Annotated in this window: 19 protein-coding genes and 1 pseudogene; 5 read left to right on the top strand and 15 right to left on the bottom strand. The window is 44.7% G+C overall.

The window, feature by feature from the left end; translation table 11 throughout:
- Positions 1-2 precede the first annotated feature (2 nt).
- The 6 genes from AAHT65_RS09350 to AAHT65_RS09325 form a co-directional block, all read right to left on the bottom strand.
- Positions 3-1265 carry a glycosyltransferase family 2 protein gene (locus AAHT65_RS09350; protein WP_343311402.1) on the bottom strand — a complete coding sequence of 421 codons (1263 nt, stop codon included), beginning with the start codon at positions 1263-1265 and terminating at the stop codon, positions 3-5.
- Positions 1258-2961 carry a DUF2334 domain-containing protein gene (locus tag AAHT65_RS09345; protein ID WP_343311524.1) on the bottom strand — a complete coding sequence of 568 codons (1704 nt, stop codon included), beginning with the start codon at positions 2959-2961 and terminating at the stop codon, positions 1258-1260. The genes AAHT65_RS09350 and AAHT65_RS09345 overlap by 8 nt, the downstream gene beginning before the upstream one ends.
- 10 nt (positions 2962-2971) lie before the next feature.
- On the bottom strand, positions 2972-3823 hold the full coding sequence (locus AAHT65_RS09340) for a diguanylate cyclase domain-containing protein (protein WP_343311401.1): 852 nt from the start codon (positions 3821-3823) through the stop codon (positions 2972-2974).
- Positions 3804-4889, bottom strand: coding sequence for a lipoprotein YdaJ (locus tag AAHT65_RS09335; RefSeq protein WP_343311400.1), 1086 nt, complete (start codon positions 4887-4889; stop codon positions 3804-3806). The genes AAHT65_RS09340 and AAHT65_RS09335 overlap by 20 nt, the downstream gene beginning before the upstream one ends.
- 240 nt (positions 4890-5129) lie before the next feature.
- A complete protein-coding gene (locus AAHT65_RS09330) occupies positions 5130-7316 on the bottom strand; it encodes a DNA topoisomerase III (protein ID WP_343311399.1) in 2187 nt (728 codons plus the stop codon).
- Positions 7317-7379: 63 nt separating this feature from the next.
- On the bottom strand, positions 7380-7814 hold the full coding sequence (locus AAHT65_RS09325) for an Lrp/AsnC family transcriptional regulator (RefSeq protein ID WP_010789664.1): 435 nt from the start codon (positions 7812-7814) through the stop codon (positions 7380-7382).
- Positions 7815-7969: 155 nt separating this feature from the next.
- Between AAHT65_RS09325 and AAHT65_RS09320 the strand changes: the two genes are divergently transcribed.
- The 4 genes and pseudogenes from AAHT65_RS09320 to AAHT65_RS09305 all read left to right on the top strand — a co-directional run.
- Positions 7970-8173 carry a helix-turn-helix transcriptional regulator gene (locus AAHT65_RS09320; protein WP_343311398.1) on the top strand — a complete coding sequence of 68 codons (204 nt, stop codon included), beginning with the start codon at positions 7970-7972 and terminating at the stop codon, positions 8171-8173.
- A gap of 36 nt (positions 8174-8209) precedes the next feature.
- Complete coding sequence (locus AAHT65_RS09315) at positions 8210-8617, top strand: DUF6773 family protein (protein ID WP_343311397.1); 408 nt, start codon at positions 8210-8212, stop codon at positions 8615-8617.
- Between the two features lie 134 nt (positions 8618-8751).
- Complete coding sequence (locus AAHT65_RS09310) at positions 8752-9042, top strand: DUF3817 domain-containing protein (RefSeq protein ID WP_004430377.1); 291 nt, start codon at positions 8752-8754, stop codon at positions 9040-9042.
- A gap of 198 nt (positions 9043-9240) precedes the next feature.
- Positions 9241-9360, top strand: a pseudogene (locus AAHT65_RS09305) (hypothetical protein); the annotation flags it as partial.
- A 75-nt stretch (positions 9361-9435) separates the two neighbouring features.
- Here the strand turns inward: AAHT65_RS09305 and AAHT65_RS09300 are convergent.
- The 5 genes from AAHT65_RS09300 to AAHT65_RS09280 all read right to left on the bottom strand — a co-directional run bounded on the left by AAHT65_RS09300 (position 9436) and on the right by AAHT65_RS09280 (position 13677).
- Positions 9436-10245, bottom strand: coding sequence for a lipid II flippase Amj family protein (locus tag AAHT65_RS09300; protein ID WP_004430375.1), 810 nt, complete (start codon positions 10243-10245; stop codon positions 9436-9438).
- A 65-nt stretch (positions 10246-10310) separates the two neighbouring features.
- The gene (locus AAHT65_RS09295) at positions 10311-11225 is read right to left on the bottom strand and encodes a phytanoyl-CoA dioxygenase family protein (RefSeq protein ID WP_106034443.1); all 915 of its coding nucleotides are present in this window, start codon (positions 11223-11225) and stop codon (positions 10311-10313) included.
- 513 nt (positions 11226-11738) lie between these two features.
- Complete coding sequence (locus AAHT65_RS09290; RefSeq protein WP_004430373.1) at positions 11739-12167, bottom strand: pyridoxamine 5'-phosphate oxidase family protein; 429 nt, start codon at positions 12165-12167, stop codon at positions 11739-11741.
- 130 nt (positions 12168-12297) lie between these two features.
- Positions 12298-12801 carry a D-lyxose ketol-isomerase gene (lyxE, locus tag AAHT65_RS09285; protein WP_088116527.1) on the bottom strand — a complete coding sequence of 168 codons (504 nt, stop codon included), beginning with the start codon at positions 12799-12801 and terminating at the stop codon, positions 12298-12300.
- 15 nt (positions 12802-12816) lie between these two features.
- Entirely contained in the window at positions 12817-13677 is an 861-nt protein-coding gene (locus tag AAHT65_RS09280; protein ID WP_004430370.1) for an SDR family oxidoreductase, read from the bottom strand.
- A 154-nt stretch (positions 13678-13831) separates the two neighbouring features.
- Between AAHT65_RS09280 and AAHT65_RS09275 the strand changes: the two genes are divergently transcribed.
- The gene (locus AAHT65_RS09275) at positions 13832-14428 is read left to right on the top strand and encodes a class I SAM-dependent methyltransferase (RefSeq protein WP_189318643.1); all 597 of its coding nucleotides are present in this window, start codon (positions 13832-13834) and stop codon (positions 14426-14428) included.
- A 19-nt stretch (positions 14429-14447) separates the two neighbouring features.
- Here the strand turns inward: AAHT65_RS09275 and AAHT65_RS09270 are convergent, their stop codons facing one another.
- From AAHT65_RS09270 to AAHT65_RS09255, 4 genes are all read right to left on the bottom strand, one after another.
- On the bottom strand, positions 14448-15959 hold the full coding sequence (locus AAHT65_RS09270) for a class I adenylate-forming enzyme family protein (protein ID WP_094233149.1): 1512 nt from the start codon (positions 15957-15959) through the stop codon (positions 14448-14450).
- A gap of 237 nt (positions 15960-16196) precedes the next feature.
- On the bottom strand, positions 16197-18284 hold the full coding sequence (locus AAHT65_RS09265; protein ID WP_343311396.1) for a BglG family transcription antiterminator: 2088 nt from the start codon (positions 18282-18284) through the stop codon (positions 16197-16199).
- Between the two features lie 205 nt (positions 18285-18489).
- Positions 18490-19392 (bottom strand): aldo/keto reductase, encoded by a 903-nt coding sequence (locus AAHT65_RS09260; RefSeq protein ID WP_151291250.1) that lies wholly within the window; start codon positions 19390-19392, stop codon positions 18490-18492.
- A 110-nt stretch (positions 19393-19502) separates the two neighbouring features.
- On the bottom strand, positions 19503-21494 hold the full coding sequence (locus AAHT65_RS09255; protein ID WP_343311395.1) for a penicillin-binding transpeptidase domain-containing protein: 1992 nt from the start codon (positions 21492-21494) through the stop codon (positions 19503-19505).
- Positions 21495-21524 lie beyond the last annotated feature (30 nt).

The raw sequence follows: 21524 nt of genomic DNA, 5'->3' as shown, positions 1-21524 counted from the left end.
GGTCACCCGCTTTTATTTTGGTTATATCGTTCGGTTTTGTACCATTTTACTTCCTGTCTGAACAGCCGATGTTTAATCTCAACAAATAATGAATAGATAACGAGCACAATCCATGCTTGTGAGTATGTAAAATACATCAGAAACACGATGAACACGTTTTGCCTGTTCATTTCTGTTTTTTCGATGCTTAGCGTGATCATAACCTCCGTCATAAATAAGAAAAAGGCAAGTATCCACAAAATCATCGCCAACAATCCGACTGACAGGTGTAAATCATAAAATAAATTCACAACAAAAATCGTATTTGACATAATGACGCCAAAGAAAAATAAGAAATACGTAAAGAAAAAATAAAACAAATCAAAGATAATTCGTTTTCGTTTCAGCCTGAAAAATTGCGCCAAAAATTTCAGTACGACATACTGATTGCCGCGCGCCCATCTTGTCCGCTGGCGCCACCAGACCTTCCACGTTTCCGGTTCTTGCTCCCATGTGACCGCCGCAGGAAAAAAGCGAATATGATAGCCGAGGTTATAGACGCGGATAGTGAGTTCAGTATCCTCCGCCAGCGCTTTGTCATCCCAGCCGCCAAGCTTTTCGATAATGCTTCTTCTGATAGCAAAATTGGTGCCCGGTATTGTCGCGATTTTAAACCATTTCCATCTTCCGCCCTGTGCCATCCACTGAAAACAAATGGTCTCAATGTTGATAAACTTCGTCAGCAGTGTTTTCGCAGCATTGATGACGCGGAATTTCCCTACAACCGCGCCTGCCTGCTGATCATTCATTAAGCCGAGGACAAGGTAATACACCGCCATTTTTTCCGGCGTATTATCGGCGTCATATACACAGATCACATCACCGTTTGATTCAGCAAAACCGGAATTAAGCGCTGAGGATTTTCCCTTTCCGGCGTTCGGGGGTTTGGTGACGACCATTTTGATAAAATCATATTGCCTCGAAAATTCATTTACGATATCACCCGTCAGGTCCGATGAATTGTCGTTTACCACGATAATTTCCAGACGGTCCTTCGGATAATAGAGATTGACCATGGCTTTTAGCGTCTGCCTGATCACAATCTCTTCATTATGGGCGGGTATCAGGACGCTGACCTTCGGAAGCTCCTTCATGTTTTCTCTCCACTTCGGGATATTCCGCTCAAAGGTCATGTAGTGGCGAAATCCGCCCTGCATCAGAAACATGTGGTAGAGAAGCATAACCCATATTAAACTTAGCGAGATAAAGAACAGAACATTACCCAAGGTTTCTTCTCTCCTTAAAGATTCGTTTTTTCAATGTGGCTCTTAAATAAAAGGTATATATAACAAACATGACAACAAATAAAAGCACCACTGCCGAGAGAATCCACAAGGCCTTTTCCAGCGGGCTTTGCTGGTGATGTTTAACGAACTCCGTAAAGAAGTTAAGCTTGTTTTCCACATGGATGGTGCCGTCTCCGTTTGTAGTGATCTTGACTTTGTCCGTTTTAACAGTCTGTTTTGTTTTCTTTAAATCAAGCCATTCACCGTTCGGAATACGCTCCATTTGATCCACAAGCTCGGGCAGATACTTCATGCCGAGATACGGATGATAAAACCCTCCGGCAACCCCGCCTTCAAAATCAATCATCCGGGAAATGTGATCTTCTATATCACCGAGGGGGTTTCGGTCAGACGTATCGACAAATCCAATGGTCTCAGGATACAGCGTCATTCCGTGAAGCATGCTCGGCGTTGTCAGAAACGGAGCGGTGCCGGATGTTTTCCACGTCGTATCACTGAGCTGCACCTGTCCGAATATGCTTGAGAAATAGTCTGAAGCAATCTTGTAGCCTTGCTCAGACATCGTATAGTGAGGCGCTTCAAAGGACAATGGGTACAGGCCGGACGCTGTTAAATCCTCAATGGCAAGCTTCAGCTTTGTTCGTGTGTATGTGTTTTCATTGTCCCGGTACGGCCGGAGATAGCTGTGATACGCCGTTTCATTCGGGAAATTCTGCTCTTTTTCCAGTACGGCAGGCGTGTCTTCCGCGTTTTCCTCTGTAATCGGCTGATCTGCCTTGGCATCCCAAAATTCGAAGCCTTCCCCGGTTTCACTGTACCGATAGGCATGTGTGTATCCGTGAACGATCACACTGCCTCCCATACTTTGCAGTTTTTTTAAAACTTTGACCATCTTAGGCCTGTCAGACAGATAGACCTTGTCGCCTGTTTCTGGATTCAGATATACCGGAATAACGGACATGACAAATGGGATGTTTCTTTTAGACAGAAAGGAACCTGCCTGAAGCAGCAATTTTTCATCCGACATCGGGCTGATATCCTCAAGCCGCAGGTAGAGCAAGGTGCTGCCCGGGGTTTCACCGAAGGCTTCTCTAAGCTGCTTCGCCGTAATCAAATTGTCGTTTAATAAATCAGTCAGGCCGATATAATAGTCTGACGTTTTCGTTTTCCAGATAAAAGGATGTGTCTGTCCGTCAGATGATTTATAGGTCACCAACGCCTGTCCCTTCAAAGCCGATACCTCCAGCACGTTAAGCCCGTTCTCCAATGAGATATCGGTTTTCTCTTGATTGCTGTGAATCTGATATATGTTTTCCTTGCGTTTCAGACTCAGATGAGCAAATCGGCTAAACTGCTCCGCGTTATAACCGAGGCTGATCAGCGGCTCTTTCCTATCATTGATAAGAGCGACAAGCTTTTGATTAAGCTTTCTTTTTGTTTGTCCGTAATAGATCACACGGTCTTTACCTGCCATGTCCGATGCTTTGACATCTGTATCCTTGCGCACAGTGACATGGGAGGAAAAATGCCCGGCCAGCAAATCGAGTTTTTTGACATTTGCTGACTCTTTTCCGTCTACACTTGAGTAGATGATCAGAATCCCGTTTTGTTGCTTCGCCTCAGCCCGGCTTGGAAAAAAAGCAGACGATACCAGAAGCGCCGCGGCACACAGCAGTCGTATTACGTTATAGTTCATTCATCATCATCTCGTTTTCCAGTTCTTCTAAAAATTGTTCAACGGTTTTTAAGTCTTCTCGATAAGGCAAGAAGCACACATGAAAGGTTAATGATACGTATTTTCCGTTTTGCAGCCGGTAAGTGTCCAATTGTGTTTTTAATTTTTTCAAAACGGCCGGCATGTGTTCTGCCGGCGTATGCGTGAGCACAATACCGAACCGTTCCTCAGAGGGACGGAATTTTTTATCCGTTTCCCGCACACTTGATCTGATTTGCCGGCTGACGAATGTAAACAGGCGGTCTGTTTCTTTTTCTCCGTATAAGGATTTAAACTCCTTAAAGTAGTGCATGTGGAGCAGCAAAAAGACGAAGGAATTGCCATATCGCTCTGCGCGCTTCATTTCCTCTGATAATTCAAGCTTCATTCTCTGTTTGTTATCGAAGCCTGTCACTCTGTCCACCGCTACAAAACTCTTGATCTCGGCTTGCAGATGCTTGACCGACTTGCCCAGCCCTCCGGCCAAATCGTGAATTCTTCCAGAAATAAAGGAAAACAGGAGCAGTGCGGCACCCCATATCACAAGTGTTTTAAGCCCTTCAGCCGCGGAAAAGAGCGCGACTTGTACGGACTGAAACCAAAGCATTAAGCTCCCGAGAATAAACAAAACGATGAGGGTGATCACAAGCGAGTACACCGGGCCGAACCATACCCCGGCGCCAATGACGAGCAGGGTGATGCAGATGATGAGAATGCCTTCTGATTGCTGCGGCGATACGTAATAAATAAAGATGGATAGGGCCGCAGCCAGCAGAACAAAATAACTAAAGATTTTTTGAGTGTCATTGAATGATATTTTCATTAAAAAGCTTCCTTTCAGCCAAAAGCGGCAGCAAATTGTCGAAAGAGTGCGTGTCATTGCCGCTCATATATCCTCCATAATGTGTCTTCAGCGGATCAAGGGTTTCAAACTCGGTCATTTTTTCATATAACGCCTTGATAACGGCGGTGTCTTCTTTTTGTTCAGCCAAAAATAGGATAGCCAAGGCGTAAACAGACGGTGATTCATATTGAACCGCCGGCTTTTTTGTTTCCGCTGAATACCGTCCGTACAGCTTTCCGTTTGCTTCAAACTCCTGCTTAACCCAGTTTGCTGCAGCCGCCGCTTTTTCATCTCCCTTTTTCAAGTGCAGTGCGGCATACAGCTGGTCGATGACATTGACTTCACTGTCGTACTTATATTCTCCCGTCTCTGTGTTGTACGTTTTCGGCAAAAAGCCGTTCTTAAGAGGTGCATGATAAAGAACGTTCAGATTCCGCTGTACAGTTTCTTCATCTATCAGTCCGTTCTTCTTTAACACCGCTAACGCATCCGGCATGATATAGGAAAGGGTGACGTCTTTTCCCGCTGCTTGATGGCCGGAATCGTAAAAATCAGTAAACACGCCGTTGTTCATATTGTGCTTTTTCAAAGCGGCGCCGATCTGCCGGGCCGTTTGAGCATATTCATTGTGATTCCAAAGAGCCGCCGCCTGGTCCAGACACAGCATGATTCTGAGATCATCTATCAGAGCGTTGGACTTAGCGGGTATATTGTCTTCAATCTTCCACGTAATCAGATTGTTTTTCATCAGAAAGGATTCGGCAAGGTGCTGATATTGTTCCTGAAAATGAGAGGCGTCCTTTTTGCTGAGTAAAAATTCCATCCAGAGGCCGAGTGATTCGGATAAATAGGCGGGATGACCTTTTAGATTTGTTTGAATCCAGCCCTTTTCGTTCATCAGATTTTGATAGACAAAGTGTTCCGCAGGCTGAAGCGGAACGCTGTTTGGTACATCCGCCGATTCCTTGTGGTCAGCTTTCATGCATCCCGCTGAAAGTCCGATTGAAATCAACAGGATCATGACAAAAATGCTCACGTTCTTCACTGGCAAATCTCCCTTTTCATCTGAAACTCAGTCAGACGATCATTATATATGGCTCAGAAATAAAATGTAAGAATCAAATTATTATAATACTGGGTATTTACACCTAAACTGCAAATTATATTTACTATAAAAGAAAAAATTGAAGATTACTAGCTTTTTTTCCTTTTGATTAACAGGAAAAAGATGCCTTTAGACATATAAAAAAAGAAACCTGCTGATCAATCGCAGGTTTCTTTTTTATTATTTATCCAGACCGAGCTTTTTCAGCTGTTCCGCCAGCGCGTTATTAATCGGCTCGTCTTTGTTTTGATGTTTCAGATATGAGGATACATCCCGTTTAGAGGCGCGTCCTGTTTTTTCTTTAGATTTGCGTTTTTCAAAAACGGACAGTTTTTCGCGATGGCCGCAGACGCACGCGAAGATTTGTCCTTCTCCCTGCCCGCGCAGCTCCAGCTTCTTGTGGCAGTTCGGACAGCGGGCATTTGTTTTTCTGGCGATCGTTTTTCTGCTTCCGCACTCCCGATCCTGGCATACAAGCATTGTGCCGCGTTTGCCGTTTACTTTCAGCATCATTTTGCCGCACTCCGGACAGGCTGTTCCCGTCACATTATCGTGCCTGAAGGTTTGGCTGCTGTTTTTAATGTCTTTCACTGTTTCGTTCGCGTAGGCCTTCATTTCTTTAATAAAGACGGATGATTTCAATTTCCCTGCCGCAATGGCAGAGAGTTTTTGCTCCCACTCTCCTGTAAGAGCCGGTGATTTCAGGTCCTCAGGAACGAGCTGTAATAGCTGTTTTCCTTTTGAGGTGATGAAAATATCTTTATCCTTTTTCTCAATTAAAAAGCTGTTAAACAGTTTTTCAATGATATCGGCGCGGGTTGCGACTGTGCCTAACCCGCCGGTCTCGCCCAATGTTTTGACAAGATTCTTCTCATCTCCCCGCATAAAAGCGCTTGGATTTTCCATGGCGGACAGGAGAGTTCCTTCATTGAAACGCGCAGGCGGCTTTGTTTGGCCGCTTGTTTCCTTCAAGGCGCGCACTGGCAAACTATCGCCTTTTTGAAGAGCCGGCAGTGTTTGGTCTCTGTCTTCGTCTTGATCGTCTTCCTCGTCATAAGCATCGTAAACAGCCTTCCAGCCTTGAGACTGAACGGTTTTTCCTTTAGCGGTAAACGTTTCTCCCCCGATGTCGGCAATGACCTTTGTTTCCTCATACTCAAATGCCGGCATCAATACGGCAAGAAAACGCTTCGCGATCAGATCATACAGCTTGCGTTCTTTATCGCTCAGACTGCTGGGGATAAGCGGTTCTTCAGTCGGAATGATGGCATGGTGATCTGATACCTTCGCATCGTTCACAAAGCCTTTATGCGCTTTGACGCCGCGTTTTAAAATTTTTGTGACGTACAGGGCATATGGTTTAACTTCCATGCCTTCCAACCGGTCCTTTAATGTCGGCACGATGTCGTTTGAAATAAATCGTGAATCCGTACGCGGGTACGTGACAAGCTTATGCTGTTCGTACAACTTTTGTAAAACCGACAGCGTCTCTTTTGCAGAAAAACCGAACCGTTTGTGTGCGTCTCTTTGCAATTCAGTTAAATCATAAAGACCCGGCGCAAAACTTTTCTTCGCTGTTTTTTTCAGATCAGCAATTGTTGCAGATTTACCTTCCAGCTTGTCCAGCAATCGGCTAGTGACGGCTTGGTCAAATGTTCTGCTTTGCTTCGTTTTTTTGTCCTGCCAGGTTAAGGTCATCCCTTCAACCGCCGCACGAATACCGTAATACGGTACCGGCGTAAATGCTTGAATATCGGCTTCACGTTTCGCAATCATCGCCAGTGTCGGCGTTTGCACCCGTCCGCATGACAGCTGCGCGTTGAATTTTGTGGTCAGCGCGCGGGTCGCGTTGATTCCGACAATCCAATCCGCTTCCGCTCTGGCGACGGCTGAGTGATACAGATTTTCATATTCTTTGCCGCTGCGCAGTTTTTGAAAGCCGTCCTTGATCGCTTTATCAGTTACTGAGGAAATCCACAGACGTTTGATCGGTTTATTAACGTGCGCTTTTTCAATAATCCAGCGGGCGACAAGCTCCCCTTCACGTCCGGCGTCTGTCGCAATGACAATGCCGCTTACATCCTTGCGGGTGAGCTGGGCTTTCACCGCATTGAACTGTTTTCCGGTTTTTTTAATCACGACGAGCTTTAAAGGCTCTGGAATAATCGGCAGATCTTCCAGCCGCCATGATTGAAATTCCTTGCCGTAGCCCTCAGGATCAGCGAGCGTCACCAAATGGCCGAGCGCCCAAGTGACGATATACCGGTCTCCTTCTAAATACCCGTTTCCCTTTTTATGACACTTCAGCACCCGGGCCAAATCCCGGCCGACTGAAGGTTTTTCAGCTAATACCACTGTTTTTGACATGCTTTATCACTTCTCTTTCTTTCACGCTCATCCTTTTATTATAACAGACGGAGCGGCCTCTCTCTAACCGCGCCCGTTTTTCATCTCAACTTCTGAAAAAATGACATGAGTAACGGTTTGAGCGTACGGTGAGGTTTGATTGATGAATTCTTCAATGGCTTCAAGGCTTTCGGCGTTGATTTTCAGCATATAGCAGGCAGACCCGGCGATGCGGTAGCAGAATTCTATATTCGAAAACGATTGAATATACGTTTTAAATCGTTCGTAATCTCCGTTTTTGACGGTTGCTTCTATCATACAGGAAATGGGAAGTCCTATTTTTTTCTGATCAACTTCCAATGTATATCGTTTAATGACGCCGAAGGACTCCAGCTGTCTGACCCGCTCTGTGACCGACGGCGGAGACAGCTTGATTTTCCTGCCTAATTCCCTCATTGACAGGCGGCTGTCTTCTTTAAGTTCTCTGATTATGCTGAGATCGAGTTTGTCGAGTTTCATTTGGCCTCATACTTCCTTCTGCTCTTTTGTTCATATTATCGCGGGATTTTGAAAAAAAGACAAGGAGGCCGCTTCCCATTAATTGACTTTACGAAATAACATATGTAATATATACATTACATAAAGACACATATATATTGCATTGGAGTGAGCAAATGGTTAATCGGGTTAAAATGGCTCGGATTGAAAAAGGATGGACCCAATCTCAGCTTGCGGCTCACGTCAGTGTCACCAGGCAGACGATCGGGCTGATTGAAAAAGGCAAATATAATCCGACATTGCAGCTTTGCATCGCATTAGCAAAAGCCTTGGATCATACGTTGGATCAATTATTTTGGGAAGGGATTGAAACAAAATGAAGCTTCCGTTTTTACAAGCCTCCTCCGGGCGGACCGATGAATACGTTGAAAAAGAAGATGAATCAATTCTACGGGGAATCTGGTTTAATTGTGGCTGCTCTGATGCTTTTGGATCTCATCATCAGAGGCGGAATTCTGCACAAAGAACCTTCTGAATATATGGTGAGCGGTATTGGTTTTATCGTATATGCAGGATATATCTTACTTCGCTACCTATTATCAGGCATGGAGCATCCGGACATATCGAATAAAAGGGTCTATCGAAAAAAAAGAAAGGAAATAACCGCCGTCAGCGCCTGTACCGGCCTTATTTTTCTTGCGGTCAGTTTCCTTTTTACCGGATTCCCGCAGAACTCCGAGGATTGGTTTGATGCCCTTGTACTGGCCATATTGTTTACGATCTTTTACTTCATGGTTCATTTCATAAGCCTGAGCATATCCTAACGCAAAAATAAAGATATTTTCGATGATGAGTAAGTTAAAATTGAAGGTTTTTTGAACATTAGCCTAACTTGTCATATTTGTCCCCCTGATCGTATATAGTATAGGTGAAAACGTGTACATAAGGAGGGCGATTTATGCTGCAAACACCGATCGGAAGGCTTCGTACGATGGGTTTTATTGAAGGAATGTCTCTCTTAATCCTGCTGTTTATCGCTATGCCTCTTAAATACTGGGCTGATCTTCCGCTTGCCGTTACGATTGTCGGTTCCGTGCATGGCGGATTGTTCGTTTTGTATTTGCTTGTGCTGGCTTATGTGACGCTCTCTGTCAAATGGTCATTAAAATGGTCTGCCGCCGGATTCGTCGCCGCTTTTGTTCCATTCGGAAACTTTTTGTATGACCGGGGATTGAGAAATTATAAATAAATGATTTTGCATTGGCTGTCAGGCATGCAACGAGTCCGTCGGGCGCCTTTTCGAATGCCCCTTTCAACGATTCTGTGCAAGTCTGATCCAATGCCATGTCTTTTTTAGACTCAAAGTGTAAATTTAAGAGTTTGAGTAAAATCCTGTATTAAAAATGCAGGGTTTTTCTTTTTTTCATTTTTTCTCATGTTCATTTCTGCTAAAAAGGTTCCAGACGAAGTCTATCAGGACACTCGTGCATTTTACGATGAAAGAGAATATGTTGATTTAGATATCATTAATCAAATTAACAGTTGGACAGCTGCCGGAGAACATTAAAGCGTGCAACCAAAATGCCAAAAGTGAAATCATTTGTCATGTAATGATTTCGCTTTTGGCATTTTGGTTGCTTCTTTAAAACCACTTTGTCATCCACGCAATATAATAGGCGCCGGGGATAAACATGAGCTGGGCGAGAATCGTGCCCGCCACCCTTGAGGTCACCATCGTTACCGATGTCCACTTTAAGTAGGTGTAACTTCGTTTTCCCTTTGCCACGTCATCAGCGAGCACGGATATTTTCGGATCGACAAAGACGGCTAAGAGCATTGTGGCAATGCCGTTAATCAGCCCGGAGGCCATCACTGCCGTCGTGCTTCGTTCCGGCGCGAGCAGTCCGGCATAGAGTGCTGAGAGCACGCCGATCGTATAAATTGAAGTGATCACCATGTTGATGACAAAAAGACGCTTTGGAATAAAGCGAAATTGAAAACCTTTGAAATACGAAACAGATGGTTTTCTCAAATAGTAACGGGCGTTTTTTAGTCCGTTTATCGACAAACCTTTTTTAAATACTTGCAGAACGGACCCTCCCCCGCCAGCAAGATGGATGATCGCCCGTGAAAATATAGCGACAAACGTCGGTAACAGAATGATTCCAAGCATAGTGCCGACTGTTGATCCGAAAATCAAAAATCTGAATTGCTCTCCTACAATCGTGAGCGCATGCTTTCCGGCGTCGTCAATTAAATGTCCTGTAAAAGGCTGCTGCACCATATTCGACATTCTGGATACGATGACCATGACATTGAAGAGTGAAAGAGCGGACGCGATAAACCCAACCCGCGCTCCTGAAAGCCTTGTCGCATATGCCAGTGTTTCAATTGAGTGAATCAGCAGTAAAAAACAAAAAATGAATAATACCTGTAATGTGATAACTTCCACTATGTCTTCCTCCACTTATTAATACAGATTAGACTGATTAAGGAAGGCCGAGGTTTCGAACCACATTACCATTTTTTAAGCCCAAGCAATTTCTCACCTAATTCAGTTAAGACGGCTCGGCTGTATTTGGTTTGTTCCCAGTTTCGCGGATCTCCCGGAAATGCCTCGCCGTCTGGCGGAATTCGCTCGCTCCATTGAGAAATTCTTGATTCGCGCAGCGCCTCATTATGTTCTTGCGCAGGAAACATGGAAATGTACTGGGCAAGCCGCGGCTTTGTCGAGTGATTCGCCCGAATGCCGTGGGCCAGCATGCTGTTAAAGATGAGCAGATCACCGGCTTTTGTGACGACTTTTGTCGGTGTAAACCCGGCTGTATCAGGCCGATAAGGATTTCGATCCGCAGGCTGTGTTTGCACCCATTCCTCAAAATTGCAGTACAATTCAGGGATGCACTGGAATCCGCCCATTTCTATATCCGTATCCACTAAGGATAAGACACCTTGCACGTTGACCGGAAGCGGGTCTAATGAGGTATCCACATCCCAATGGATAAAGCCCTCATACTCATAACCCGGTTTGATCGGCAGATTGAGATTGCATCTGTCAATGGTTGCCCATAGCCTGTCAGTGCCCCAAATATCCACAAAAGCGTTGTACACCTTCTCATGTGTGCGGTTATCCCACAAATATTGATGATGATAAAGCTCTACCATACCTGTGTTTTTCAATTCTTTCATTTGAATCTCACGGCGGGCTGGCGCGTACCAATCAGAAGGATTCTCCGGATCTTTTTCTTCAAACTCCCAAATCAGATTGGCTGTGCGCTCAATGTAATCTTTCGGCACAGCGTCATGGATGACGACATATCCGTTTTCCTTCCAAAACGCCCAATCCTCTTCACTCAGCACTCTCAAAGGCTCTTGTTGAAGACGCTGGTTTAATGACTCGGTAATCGTAAGAATATTATTTTTTTTGTTCATACAGAAACCTCCCGCACCATTTTGTGAAGCGCTTACATTATTATAATAAGGGATGAAACGCGTTTCACATCAATAGACAATACAAAAAAACCGCCCGGGGTTGCCGAGCGGTTTGTCTTATTCTTTTCTTACGCAAATAAAAGGTTATATATTCCGCCGTAGTCGGACGGTTTAGATTCGTCTTTAAGATTGTTCCGATAGAATCATCTTCGAAAGTAAACACCATGGAAGTTCTTGATAACAAGACAACGAAAGCCCTACCTCTCAATCGTCACTGCGGCTCCGAAGCCGCGCCGGTGTGAATTGTAAAACAAAAAGTCTTTTTTCCATCTCATCGTTAGGGGCGAGTGTCAGAGGGAAAAGAATAAGGTCAGCTTTTTTGTACCATAGCTGTATGGAAGCGGTAAAGCTTCTCTCTTAAAACAGAAAAAAGAAGTTTACTTTCTTTATTATTTGCACATTTATCTTTCTTAACAACTTATTATACTACATCGCCCTGAATAGTACAACACTTTATTCAGATAAATTTAATGAAACAGATGTTTTTTCGCCTGCATTCATTAATCTGATGTCTGCCGGTTCAATTTCAAGAATGACCAGATTCGGATCGTCCTTGCCGTCAAACCAGCGTTCAAGCTTGCTGTTCCAGAGCTTATCTTTTAGTTCAGTTGAATTGTTCAGCTTAGCTTTTCCGGATACTTCTACGTACGCATCACCGAAGCCCTCACAATCATATCCTAATAAAACATGCACATTCGGGTTGTTTTCAATTTCTTCTGTTTTATGTGTCTCTTTGCTTGTCGGCGTATAAATGGTCAAGCCGTCATGAAAAAACGTCATATAACGGGAATGCGGTTTGCCCTGTTCAACGGTGGCAAGTGAACCTACTTTATGGTTATCCAGTACATCCAGCACTTTTTGTTTAATTTCTTGTTGATTCATTATGAATCACTCCTTTTTTAATCTCCGCTGTTACTTTTCCACATTCCGGAGAAATTTAAACCTTTGAATGCGCGCATCTTTATAAGTCAGTGATGATCATAAAAAAAGGATGGGCATTTCAGCCCCATCCTTATATTCTTGAATCCGTAAATATATCGTAATCGTCCGTGCTTGTTGAAGACATTTCGGTTATGACCGCACCTTCTTCTCCCGCTTGAAACCAATGTTTCGTATTGGGCGGAATGGTGTATTGCCCCCCTGCCTCCAGTTCGATTTCATGCCAGACGGTATAGTGCTCTCTGTCTTCATGGGGCGGAAGAACCTTCGGAAGCTCCGTTTTTTCTCCCTCTACATAAAGGTAAACTTTACCGTAGCGGCAGCGGAAGGTTTCTTGTTTTCCTTCCTCGCCGTTCACAGGCGGATGGCGGTGTTCCGGGCAAGTCTGTCCCGGGAACAGCACCAATTCCTTTGAACAGTATCGGTCCGTATTGACGTAGATAAAAAGCTGCAGCCCGACTTTATCAAGCTTTCCTAATCCGTAGTCCATGATTTGGATTTGGTCAACTTCATCATCTGTCAAAATAATTCCCGCTTTTTTATAATAGCTGTTTACGTCTTCCTTTGTTACCTTCACACTCATCACTCCCTATTATGTCGTCACAAAGTCGCCGCCGTTAACATGGAGCGTCTGGCCTGTCATATAGGAAGATTCATCTGAAGCAAGCAGAACATAGCAGCCCACGTGCTCAACCGGTTGTCCAGGTCGGCCCATCGGTGTGTTTTGACCGAATTTGGCGACAGTTTCATCCGGGAACGTAGCCGGAATTAACGGTGTCCAAATAGGACCCGGTGCTACTGCGTTTACACGGATCCCATCTTGAACGAGCGCTTGAGCCATCGTTCTTGTAAAGGCATTGATTGCGCCTTTAGTTGCCGTGTAATCAATAAGCTGCGGATTTCCTCTGTATGGGTTAATAGATGTTGTATTTATGATCGCACTTCCCGGTTTAAGGTAGTCGATTGCTTTTTTAGTCAAATAAAATTGTGAATAAAAATTGGTTTTGAATGTTCTGTGCAGCTGTTCGCTTGATATATCCTTAATGCTTTGCTTCGGATGCTGTTCTCCAGCGTTATTTACAAGGATGTCAAGGCGCCCAAGTTCATTCACCGTTTTTTCCACAGCTTCATTACAGAACTCCTCTTCCCCTACATCTCCCGGGATCAGCAGGCATTTTACGCCTTCTTGTTCTACACGTTTTTTTGTATCTTCCGCATCTCCGTGTTCATCAAGATAGACGATCGCAATATCAGCGCCTTCTTTGGCATAGGCTACAGATACGGCGCGGCCGATTCCGCTGTCGCCCCCTGTAATTAGCGCGACTTTTCCTTTTAATTTGTCCGCCCCTTTATAATTTTCGTACTCATATACGGGACTTGGATTCATCTCGCTTTCAATTCCAGGCTGCCGATTTTGTGATTGCGCCGGTAATTCGTTTGGATAATTTCCCATGTGTTTTCTCCTCCTCTTTTTTCATGTGCTATTTTCTGTCTACCTCCTGCATTCTTTGTCTAAACATAAAAGAGCAGTTTGGAAATGCTTTTTCAGAAAAATGTTTCACATGAAACGTTTGGAGGGATTAATCATACAAAAAGGCGGTGACAAGATGATTAATGCCATTTCAAAGAGGTTCAGCCGGCCAAAAGGTTTGATTGGAGTAATTGCCGGATACATCATGGCCGCTGAAAATAAAACATTAAATAAATGGACGATTGATCAGCTTACCTTAAAACGTCATGACGTTGTCCTTGAAGTAGGTTACGGGCCCGGATACAGCCTGAAGCAGATGCTGAAGCGTGAGCCCACGGTAAAAATTGATGGGATTGATGCTTCGGGGGTCATGAAAAAACAGGCGGAGCGCAAGGTCAAACAGAGGTCGGTGCGGCTGATGAAAGGCGGCATTGAAACAGTCCCTCTCCCTTCCGCTTATTATGATAAGGTGCTTTCGGTTAACAACTACACCATCTGGAATGATCGGCAAAAAGGCGTGAACCATATATATCAAGCCTTAAAACCCGGCGGCAAGACGGCCATTTCGATGCAGCCCAGAGAAGCAGACGCAAGTCCGGAGAAAACAAAAGCATTCGCCAAACAAATATATGCCGATTTATACGCGGCCGGTTTTGAAGATATAGAGATTCAATTTAAATACATCACACCAGAACTGTCAGTTTGCGTAACCGCAAAAAAACCCGGCATCTAATAGAGCCGGGTTTTCTTTCTTATGAGTGAGTGGCTTGCTTGCGCAAAATATCTTTCTTCACTTTGCCGAGATTGTTTTTCGGAAGTTCGTCTACAAATTCAATCTCCGGAATTTTGTAAGCGGACAGTCTTTCTGTACAGAAGCGGGTAACATCTTCTTCCGTCAGATCTTGAGTGCCGTTTGTGACAATAAACGCTTTCGGTTTTTCTCCGTAGAGCGGGTCAGGCACGCCGACAACAGCGGCCTCAAGAATGCCAGGCACTTGCTGAACAACCTCTTCAATCTGGTCAGGATAGATGTTATCGCCGCCGTAAATAATGACGTCCTTATAGCGTCCGGTAATAAAGATGAAGCCATCCTCATCTATATAACCTGAATCGCCTGTGCGGAACCAGCCGTTTTGCAGCACTTTTTGTGTGGCTTCCGGGTTTTCTTCGTAGCCTTTAAACAAAAAAGGACTGTGCACGACAACTTCTCCGATAGATCCTTGAGGCAGCTCTTCTCCCGTTTCAGGATCCTCGATTTTCACATCAACAACGGACATCGGTTTTCCTGCTGAAGCGGCTTTGTCCCAGCCCATTTCCGGGCTCCATGTGCTGATACCCCATGCCTCGGTGCTACCGTAGCCTTGTACTAGAGGCACTCCGATTTCATGATATCGGCGAATCAGGCTGCTCGGCACCTTTGTTCCGCCAGTCATAAAGTATAAGACAGATGATAGATCAGTCTTGCGGGCTTCCCATTCCTCCAGAAGGTAGGTATAAAAAACAGGAAGAGCCATCACGCACTGAATCTTTTCTTCCTCTATCAGGTTCAGAATATGAGCGGGATCCTGATCATTTGTAAAAATGATTGTTGCGCCTGTTATCGTGCCCTGCATTAAACAGATGATCGCACTTGTGTGATAAATCGGATGGCAAGCAAGAAAACGAAGATCTTTCATGCGGCCTCGGCTTTTAATGGTTTCAGTTACATAATTGTAAATTCCGCCGTGCGTCAGCATACATCTTTTTGGGTTGCCAGTGGTTCCTGAAGTGAACATAAGCAGTGCTGTATCATCTTCAGATACCGTTTCTGCTTCTGGCAAATGGCCGGGACCTGCAAAAAGATCTTCAAATTCAGATGTTGTTTCCGAAGCGGTCCCGGTTACGATTGTTGTATGCAGTGATGAAATCTCCGGAAGCACTTCTTTCATGGTGTCCTCAAAATCACTGCCGTAAAATAAGGCTTTTGGCTCACAGGCTTTTAATATTCCTTTAAGCTCATATGGCATCAGCTGCCAGCTGACAGGGACCACCGCTGCGCCAATTTCAAGCGCGGCAAACATAACGGTTGATGCAGCATTGCCGTTTTTACAAAGCACTGCGACCCGATCGCCTTTTTTGATGCCCTTTTGCAGCAGGGCGTTCGCAAGCTGGTTAATTCTTTTGCGGTAAACGGCGTATGTCTGTGTATCCTCTCCGGTTTTCACAGCTTCTATCTCTTCACTGTTCGGCATGTCATGCAGAATCAGATGCTGTAGTGTCTTCATATTTTCATCTCCTATATGATGTTCATAATTCAATTGTCTCGTTAGATTATCTTCCTTTTCCAAATCCATTTTAAACCAAAAAAGATAACTTGTAAAACAATTTCGTTTTGGAATGATTTTATTTGAGAATGATAAAATAGTCCCAGTTTCAGTTATTTTCTGCAATAGGAATCTTTCGCATACATCACTTTATGACATACAAAAACACACGCCGTTTTTCCGGCGTGTGCTTCTTTTTCACTGATATAAATTCTCTTTCATCCATGCATGGAACAGCATGTTCAAACGCTGATAAAGCGCCTGTTCTCCTTCATTCTGAAATACTTTCATGCTCTCTTTGCTTTCGATAATAGCGGAGCTGATAGCGCTTAATATTTCCGTCCCCTCAGCCGGCAGATCAGCGGGCGCCATCATGACAAGCACACGGCTCATGCTGAGGGGCTTTCCGTCCATGCCATTGACTTCATACGGCTTGCAGAGATCATAAATTTTGAAAAAAGGCAGGACGATTTCATCATTTTTGAGATGGTAAAGCGCCATCCCTGTTTCAGGGATGCCCAATCCCCCCTGCTTTTCCCGCTCCAGCAGGCAGACAGCGGCCTTTTTGGCGTCATGAATCAAGCCTTCCGCCTCCAGCAGACGGAACATCTGGTGCGGCAGCGGTTCATCATCGGGCTTCGTGTCTATGTTATTGACGGTGAAATTCTTCAGGACATGTTGAATCGAGTCCAAATATCGGCCCATTTTCTCCGCTGTTTTCAGGGTATCGGGGATGTCCGTTTCTTTACATCGGCTATTATCCAGTCTGCGTTTTTTCTCCAGAATCAGCGGGATCTTTCGCTTAATGTGCTGCTTGACCTGATTGGCGTCTTCTTCATTCAGCAGCGGGCTGACCACAATGTAATCTATGTTTTCATAAGGAATCGGCACTGTTGAGACGATCATATCATACGCCCTGATATCCCGGTCCTTCAGCTCGATCAGCGAGGACATGTCGAATGATTGGATTTCGGGCAGTTCTTTTTTCAGCCTTGACGCGAGCATCTTCGAAGAACCGATGCCGCTTGAACAGACGATCAGCGCTTTGATCTTCGCTTCTTCTTTCTTAATCTCCAGCGCGGAACCGAAATGAAGCACGAGATAAGCAATCTCATCATCAGAAAAAGTCATGTCCGGAAAACTTTTTTCCATCCCTTCTTCGATCGCCATGTAAAGGAGAAAGTAGTCGCGTTTGATCTGTTCCTTCATCGGATTGTAGATGCCCATGCCTTCCTTTATCCTGTTCATCGCCGGTTCCAGATGGGCAATAAGTCCTTCGTATAAGGAGCGGTTTTCAGTGAGATCCATCCTGATTTTTTCAGAAATAAAAGCGATCAGCCGTTTCGTTTGCAGCGCGATTTCCAGTTCGATCTCCTGCGCTTTGTATTCGGTTTCATATTTACGATTCGCGCTTCGCAAATGGATGGTAATATAGCCGACTTCCGCTTCGGGAATGGTGACACCGAATGCCTTTTCTAGCTCACCGGCAATCTCAAGGGCTGAGCTGTATTCCTTCGTATTTTTCAATGCATGAAGCTCTTCAGCCTCCATACTGATGGTTTCGCCAAGCTGGATGCGCTCCATCGCAAAGGTTAGATGAACGACAAGGGCGATATACGAACTGTCAGAGAGAGGGTATGCGGTTTTTTCTTTCAGACGGAACAGAACCCGTTCCATTTTCAAAAGCTCTCCTTTGCTGACGACGCCGAACATTTTTTCTGATGCGTCCGTTTTGCCCTTAATATTTAATTCAACAGCTTCTAAAAACATCTGAATATCTAAACGGTTGACGATCAGGTTTCCGACGATTTTCCGTTTTGCGTCCTCAGGCCCCATAAGCTGAATGCCAAATCCCCTTTTGCGGATCAGCGTTAATCCGAAGGGCGAAATCCATTCCTCCAGCTCATCCAAATCATAGCTGACGGTCGCATTGGTCACCTGTAAGTCCTTTGCTAAGGTATACAGCTTAATCGGCTCCTGAGACTCTAATAGCGAACAGAGAATCAGAAGCTTCCGTTCATCGGCGCTGTACTCATGCTGTTCTTGGGACAAGTCGGTCAAGAGCTTTTGTTTGCCTTCCATACTCCCGACCATCTTTAATCCCTTGCCGGGCTGTTTGTCGAGAGTCAGGTTATATCGCTGCATGATAGGCTTGATAGATTTTAATTCCCTGTGAATGGTCCTTGTGCTGACTTGCATCGCCTCAGCCATCTCATTAACCGTCACATACCGGCTTTGCGATAAAAGATGTTTCATAAGCTTTTGTTCTCTAGCAGTCATATACATGAAAAGTGCCTCCAGACTTTCGTGATGCGGTATTTGTTATGAAAGGGGAGTATACAGGAGCAACTGAAGAGGTTTTCCTTATAATATAAAACGCTTTCAATATATATTCAACAACTACTAAATGGCAATTTGGCACTGGACTGTGTGACAGGATTGAAAAACAGGGTACAAAAAAGCATCAGCCATAATAGCTGATGCTTTTCCGTTATGGAATATCATATCCTTGCACACTTGTGTAAATCCGAAACCATTGTTCGTGGCTTAGCTTGTGTTTTAGCGCATCTATCGCAGCAGAAAGCCGTTCGCGCTTGCCGCTTCCGACAATCGGCATAATACCCGCAGGGTGCGTAAACAGCCAAGCATACATGACTTCATCCATTGAAGCGGCGCCGATTTCTGACTGGACGGCTTCAAGCGCCGCGCGTATTCGATAATCTTTGTCCATTTCTCCGGAAAAGACTTTGCCTCCCGCAAGCGGTGACCAAGCCATCGGAGCGATGCGCTTCTCTTGGCAAAAATCCAGAGTGCCATCATGAATATTTTCCAATTCATAAGCGGACAGTTCAATTTGATTGGTGACAAGCGGCTCAGGCAAATAGGATTCAAGCATCCGGTATTGATGTTCTTTAAAGTTAGAGACTCCGAAGTACTTGACCTTGCCTGAGCATTTCAGCGCCTGAAATGCTTCAGCCACTCCCTCAGGGTCCATGAGCGGGTCCGGTCTGTGAATCAGCAGGACGTCAATATAGTCTGTGTTCAGATTCAGCAAGGATTGCTCAGCGGATGCCAGGATGTGGGACTTGGTTGTATTATAATGATGCGATCTGTGGCTCGGCCGTTCCGGTGATTCAATGACAATCCCGCACTTCGTGACCAGCTCTATTTTTTCTCTTATGGAAGGCGAAAGGGCGAGTGCTCTGCCAAACAGCTTTTCGCATGTGTACCCTCCATAAATATCAGCATGATCAAACGTGGTGATGCCGTGTTCCGTACACCACTCGATGAACTGAAGCAGCTCCCTGTCTGAATAATTCCATTCATTGAGGCGCCAAAGCCCGTGTATCACTCGGGAAAATTGAAGATCTTCCGCCAACTGTACGCGCTGCATATAACTCCCTCTTTTCTTTGAGCTGACTTTAGAAGCTTATAGAAAGTGCTTCATGCTTTTTTATTCGGCTTTTTCCGCCCTTTTTCCTTTCGCCTCACGAAAATGGTTTTTTATTTAGATTGAAATTGATTTTTCACTTTTTCAACGACATAATGGCTGCCGCCGCGTTTTTTGACGTCTTCAATCATCATAGCCACCAGCAAGTCTTTGTTCTTGTAATCGTATCCGACAAACCAGCCGTTTTCTGCGCCGTCTTCATCTTTTGATTTTTTCAGCTCGGCTGTTCCTGTTTTTCCGGCTACGGTGATTCCTTTCACAATCGGCTGATAAGCTGAGCCGCGCTCGTCTTCCACAACGCCTTTTAATCCTTTTGTGATTTCTTCCGCGCCCGCTTTAGAAACAACCTGTTTATGCCAGATGTCGGCTGTTTTTGAATCTTTTTTTACGAGACTCGGCTTCACTAAATTGCCGTCGGCTGCAAATGGCGTATAAGCCGCCGCTAAGTGAAGCGGAGACATTTGCATCTGCCCTTGGCCGTAACCTGAATCCGCCAATAAAATGTCGGAATCAAGCTTGTCATTGGCAATGGATGACGTTTCAACCGGAAATTCATATGGGATATCTTCCGCAAATCCGAAAGTTTTCAGACCTTTTGTAAAGGTATCCGCACCCATATCAAGCGCGTTTTGTGCAAAATAAATGTTATCTGATGTGATTAACGCATTCTCCAGATTGACTTCGTCAAGGCGCTCTGACACCCTTGTAACGGAATAGCCGCCCCAGCTTGAATCCTTCTGCCATTCTTTTCCCGTGATTTTTTTCTTTTCTGCAGCGTCAAGTGTCCCGCTTTTCAGTCCGATAGCGGCTGTAATCGGTTTAATTGTAGAACCGGGTGCGTATGTTTTCTTAAACTTGGCCGAGAAAGGCAGATGTTTATTTGAGTTTAATTTTTTCCATTCTTTATCGTTCCACCCGAAAATAAATCCGTTCGGATCGTAGGAAGGAGCGCTGACAAGAGCAAGTGTCTCTCCTGTTTGCGGCTGAAGCGCGACTGCCGCTCCGCTGTCATCCTTCAAATCGTCATACAATTTCGTTTGGGTTTTCATATCAATTGTAAGGTTCAGATCCTCACCGTTTTTCGCTTTCTTTTCGGCAATGACATCACCTGTTTCAGGCACGTATATTTTCCAGCCAGTTGTTCCTCTCAGCTTGTCTTCATATACATTTTCAAGGCCTGCGATTCCGATCTTGGAGGTATCGCTGTATTCGCCGTCTTTCTTTTTCTTTAATTCTTCGGCTGTTATCGCCTTGATATATCCTGTAAGATGAGCCGTTTTTTCGCCGTAAGGATAATAGCGGGAGCGTACGCTCGTTTTCGTCACACCGTCAAGCGATGTCAGCTCTGATATTAAATCCTTTTCATCCGGTTTTATCTTTTGAAGCGGTACGTATGAGTCATCTTTCACCCAGTTTTGTGAAAGCTTTTTCTCAATATCGTCTTCAGAAATCTCCAGTTTTTCAGACAGCTTTTTCAGCACCTTGGCTTTTTTGTCTCCAAGCTGGCCTGGAATAATGCCGATTTCCGGCACTTCTGTATTGATGGCTAAGCCTTTGCCATTTTTATCGTAAATTTGTCCCCGTTTTGGCTCTTCGCTGGCGATTTGCACGGTTTTTTCGTCTGCCAGCTGCTTAAAGATAAAGGATGGGTCCCAATCAATATTCCAAGATTCCCCGTCGTCCGTTTTCTCTTTTTTGAGCACCGCTGTATTTTCAAAGGCTACTTTGCCTGCTTTTGTTTCCATGCTGACTTTGTATGGAATATGCTGCATGTCCTTATTTTTCGTATCTTCTTCATCCTGTTTGCCTGCAGTGACTTTTAAGTTTTTTACACCGGCCTGTTCATAGACGGTTTTGTACCTAGTCACAAAGTCTTTTTTTGATATCTCTTTTTTGGCGTCTTTCGACAGGCTTTGATACATTTGTTCAAAATGTTGGCCGTTCCATTCTTTAACGAACTCTTCCATTCTGTCTTCGGCCGAATCTACTTTTGAACAGCCGATAAGCCCTATAAATAATAGTAATAAAATACACTTTTTCAACACATTTTCCCCCTGCCTTCCAATTGTTATTTT

Origin of the sequence: Bacillus atrophaeus (assembly GCF_039519175.1) — a bacterium.
Classification (GTDB): Bacteria; Bacillota; Bacilli; order Bacillales; family Bacillaceae; genus Bacillus; species Bacillus atrophaeus.
The sequence above is the reverse complement of the archived record's forward strand: the minus strand, read 5'-3'. Positions and strand labels throughout refer to the sequence as shown.